A 4,218-nucleotide genomic window follows, 5' to 3' on the forward strand; every position below is an offset into this window, starting at 1 on the left:
CTGGGATTATATAAAAAATGAAATTTAAATTACTTACTTTGGCAGTGGCATCTGTTATCAGTTTTAGTTCTGTTGCAACAACAATTGACTATCGGCATGAAATGAAAGATACCAGTAAATCTGATCATAAAGACCGTTTACTGATCTCCAACCGTTTTGCCAATGGTTTTGGTTTATCTTTAGAAGGGAAATGGGGCCAGCACAGCTCTGATACTACGCCTAATAAACCATTTAATGAGCAAGTCAGTAATGGTACCGAAGTGGTTGCCAGCTATGTCTATCAATTCAACAAAACATTCCAGATTGAGCCTGGTTTCTCATTAGAGTCATCATCTGACTCGAACAACTATCGCCCTTACCTGCGCGGTAAAGTGTCCTTTACTGATGATTTCTCTACCTCACTGCGTTATCGCCCATATTACAAGCGTAACCAGCCAGCTCAGACCAAAGCAACAGAGAAAGGCCATGAGTTCACCATGCTGTTTGCTTATAACTTCTTGAAAGACTATTCAGCAGAATACGAATTAAACTACAAGAAATCTGAAGATGAAATTCTGGCAAATAAAGAAAAAGAAGAATGGACTCATGATGTGAAAATTGCTTACAAATGGGATAAAAACTGGAAGCCATATGTTGCTATCGGCAACGTAGCAGGTAGCAAAACGACTGACGAGCGTCAAACTCGCTACCGTGTCGGTGTGCAGTACAGCTTCTAACTATTATGTCGTTATGAGTACCCTCATCATTATTTGTTAAATTATGCCCATACCCGTATTACTTTGGGGAAAAGTCGACTCCCGGTCACTTTTCCCCTTTTTTTATCAATGTAACTTCATTTCAGCCCAAGACCTGATATTTCCCCCCTGAATACTCACGTTAAACTCCCTGCTCTCAGCCAGAGAAAAATGAGACATTTAGTTACAGCGTAACGGCTATCCACGCCAAGATAAATCTCATATACTGGATAAATCAACAGCTACAGACTCGGAATTCAAGTATGACAGGGGAAGGACACCTTATTTTTTCTGTCGCCTGCGCTATCTTTGCCAAAAAAGTCGGTCTTACACCGGAACTGGCACAGGGTGACTGGTGGCATATTATCCCTGGCGCCCTGCTAACTTCCCTGCTACCCGATATTGATCACCCAAAGTCAATCCTTGGCCAGCGGTTAAAGTGGCTCTCCACCCCCATTGCCCGTGCATTTGGCCATCGTGGGTTTACCCATAGCCTATTGGCCGTTATCGGTGGTGTGGCACTATTTCAAATGGACATCTCACGCGATTGGATTATTCCCGCAGATGCGTTCCATGCAATGATTATTGGCTATTTCAGCCATTTGCTAGCGGATATGCTCACACCTGCTGGCGTACCGCTGTTATGGCCTTGCCGCTGGCGATTCTGTATCCCGCTATTACGCCCACAAAAAGGCAATCAATTAGAACGCGTATTCTGTGTTCTATTAGTTTGTTTTTCCGTCTATTGGCAAACTGATACCACCATTCCCTTGCTATCCTATATGGAACAATTGAAAAACTTTCGACTGTGATCACATTTTAATGGGTAAATAATCACCAATTTGAATGTATTCCATACAAATCAGGGTAAAAATTTATATAACATTCCTTTTGGATATAAGTGAGCCTGAAGAGGAACTGCTACCATATGCGGCTAATTGCACCATGACGGTGCCTGGCTCTGTTCTAGATAAAAATAGTAATAGAATATGTGCCAGTATTTAAAATAATAATTTGGAGATATGGGGATGAACCTTCCGCTTGTGATTAACGTGCTGGTATTTGTAGCACTGCTATTACTATTGGCACAAACCCGGCATAAACAATGGAGTCTGGCCAAGAAAGTTTTGGTTGGCTTGGCACTGGGTGTGCTGTTTGGTCTGGGCTTGCAATGGGTATACGGTGCTGATAACCCGGTACTGAAAGAGTCCATCACCTGGTTTAATATTGTCGGAAATGGTTATGTGCAATTATTGCAGATGATTGTTATGCCGCTGGTATTCGCCTCAATCTTGAGTGCTGTCGCTAAACTGCATAATGCCTCTTCGCTAGGTAAAATTAGCGTACTGACAATCGGTACATTGCTTTTCACCACCTTAATTGCTGCTCTGGTTGGCGTGCTGGTTACCAATCTGTTTGGCTTAACCGCTGAAGGCTTGGTACAAGGTACGCAAGAGACAGCACGTTTAAGTGCCATTGAAAGCAACTACTTAAGCAAAGTGACGGACTTGACAGTGCCGCAGTTGATCCTGTCGTTTATTCCGAAAAACCCGTTTGCCGATTTGACCGGGGCCAGTCCGACCTCAATTATCAGCGTGGTGATTTTCGCGACGTTCCTCGGTATTGCCTCACTGCAATTGCTGAAAGATGATGTCGAGAAAGGCCAACGCGTATTAGTTGCTATTGATACGCTGCAAGCTTGGGTGATGAAACTGGTACGTCTGGTGATGAAACTGACCCCCTACGGCGTATTGGCACTAATGACCAAGGTTGTCGCTGGCTCTAATATTCAAGATATTATCAAGCTGGGGAGCTTTGTCGTTGCCTCCTACCTTGGTCTGGCGATTATGTTTGTGGTCCACGCCGTGTTGCTGTCATTCACTGGCATCAATCCGTTGAAGTTCTTCCGCAAAGTCTGGCCGGTGCTGACCTTCGCCTTTACCAGCCGCTCCAGCGCCGCCAGTATTCCGCTGAATGTGGAAGCTCAAACCCGCCGCCTGGGTATCCCGGAGTCCATCGCCAGCTTCTCTGCTTCCTTTGGTGCCACCATTGGGCAAAATGGCTGTGCTGGCCTCTATCCGGCGATGCTGGCCGTAATGGTCGCACCAACGGTGGGAATCAACCCTCTGGACCCAGTATGGATTGCCACACTGGTAGGGATTGTAACCATCAGTTCTGCCGGTGTTGCCGGTGTGGGCGGTGGTGCAACCTTCGCCGCGCTGATTGTTTTGCCGGCATTAGGCTTGCCAGTTACATTGGTTGCTTTATTGATCTCGGTTGAGCCATTGATTGATATGGGCCGGACCGCGCTGAACGTCAGCGGTTCAATGACCGCCGGTACCATTACCAGCCAATTGATGAAACAGACCGATAAAGAGATTCTCAACAGCGATGATGATGGCGATTTAGCCCATCAGTAACCAACGCTAATTAGTCACTCTATTGTGATGGCTCAGAAAGCCAGTCAGTAAAATGACTGGCTTTCTGCTTTTAAAGCGCTTATTGCCGCTAATTAATTGGCGACGTCAACTACCCTATGGGTAATATTTCTCGACCAACGCCAGGGCAATGGCTTCAGTTTCTATATCTGGTACGCCGCGAATATTCTGCGCCCTGAAATGCATCTGAAAAGCCTTAATAACCTGAATGGTTTCATTATCCAGCACGCCGCTTTGTGGGATTTGATAACCATATCGGGCCAGTGCCTGCTGAATAACAGTAACGGAGCCGATATCATACTTATTTCGACCATCAATATACTTAGCGACTGTTGCGTCATCTGGCCAGGCGCCTATGCCTTGCTGCGCCAAACGCTGCCATGGGAATAGCGGGCCGGGATCAGATTTTCGCTGTGGGGCAATATCGCTGTGAGCCACGACATTCATCGGAGCAATATTATAACGCTCGACAATATCTCTGGTAAGGCGCTCAATCAATTCAATCTGAGACTCATTGTAAGGGTACCACCGTCTACCCAACATCCTCTCAGTGAAGCCCTTATTGACGATTTCGATACCGATAGAGGTATCATTGAGACTGGTGCGCCCTTCCCAGTAACTCACCCCGGCATGCCAGGCTCTTTGGCTTTCAGGCACCAATTGCAAAACAACCGGTTTGCCCTCAACATTTTGGGGATGTGTTTTTACCAAATAATGGGCACTAACATTGCCCTGAGTCAGTATTCGCAGTGATTCAGCATCATCTGTTGCAGTATAATGAAGCACTAAGAAACGCACCCGTTCATTTTGAGCCACTGATGGATGATTAGTATCGATTTTATAATCATCACGGTCGATCAGTTTATGCGGCCGGTCACTGTGAGGGCTACTACAACCCGCCAATAGCAGTAACAAACCCGCGCTTAATAACTTCCTCATCATTTTTCTCCCTATAATATGATTAAGCACGGTTATAGTGACCCAACCGAATTAAATGGACTGTCAACAATACATTTAATTAACAAATCACAAGACCGAATAATACT

The 4,218-nt window shown here is 45.5% G+C and carries 4 protein-coding genes; 3 read left to right on the plus strand and 1 reads right to left on the minus strand.

What is annotated here, in order from left to right; translation table 11 throughout:
- Positions 1–17: 17 nt before the first annotated feature.
- From V2A85_RS22285 to V2A85_RS22295, 3 genes are all read left to right on the plus strand, one after another.
- Positions 18–716: an oligogalacturonate-specific porin KdgM family protein gene (locus V2A85_RS22285; protein WP_372559170.1), complete on the plus strand. Its 699-nt coding sequence runs from the start codon at positions 18–20 to the stop codon at positions 714–716.
- Positions 717–997: 281 nt separating this feature from the next.
- A complete protein-coding gene (locus V2A85_RS22290) occupies positions 998–1,546 on the plus strand; it encodes a metal-dependent hydrolase (RefSeq protein ID WP_005182936.1) in 549 nt (182 codons plus the stop codon).
- Between the two features lie 216 nt (positions 1,547–1,762).
- Positions 1,763–3,154: an L-cystine transporter gene (locus V2A85_RS22295; protein WP_193784651.1), complete on the plus strand. Its 1,392-nt coding sequence runs from the start codon at positions 1,763–1,765 to the stop codon at positions 3,152–3,154.
- Between the two features lie 114 nt (positions 3,155–3,268).
- Here V2A85_RS22295 and V2A85_RS22300 read toward each other — a convergent pair whose 3' ends face one another.
- Complete coding sequence (locus tag V2A85_RS22300; RefSeq protein WP_372559911.1) at positions 3,269–4,111, minus strand: N-acetylmuramoyl-L-alanine amidase; 843 nt, start codon at positions 4,109–4,111, stop codon at positions 3,269–3,271.
- Positions 4,112–4,218: the final 107 nt, after the last annotated feature.

The organism is Yersinia sp. 1252 StPb PI (assembly GCF_048593885.1).
Lineage (GTDB): Bacteria > Pseudomonadota > Gammaproteobacteria > Enterobacterales > Enterobacteriaceae > Yersinia > Yersinia enterocolitica_E.

Coding starts and splice junctions, on each gene's coding strand:
- V2A85_RS22285 (WP_372559170.1), top strand. CDS start 18: ATGAAATTTAAATTACTTACTTTGGCAGTGGCATCTGTTATCAGTTTT.
- V2A85_RS22290 (WP_005182936.1), top strand. CDS start 998: ATGACAGGGGAAGGACACCTTATTTTTTCTGTCGCCTGCGCTATCTTT.
- V2A85_RS22295 (WP_193784651.1), top strand. CDS start 1,763: ATGAACCTTCCGCTTGTGATTAACGTGCTGGTATTTGTAGCACTGCTA.
- V2A85_RS22300 (WP_372559911.1), bottom strand. CDS start 4,111: ATGAGGAAGTTATTAAGCGCGGGTTTGTTACTGCTATTGGCGGGTTGT.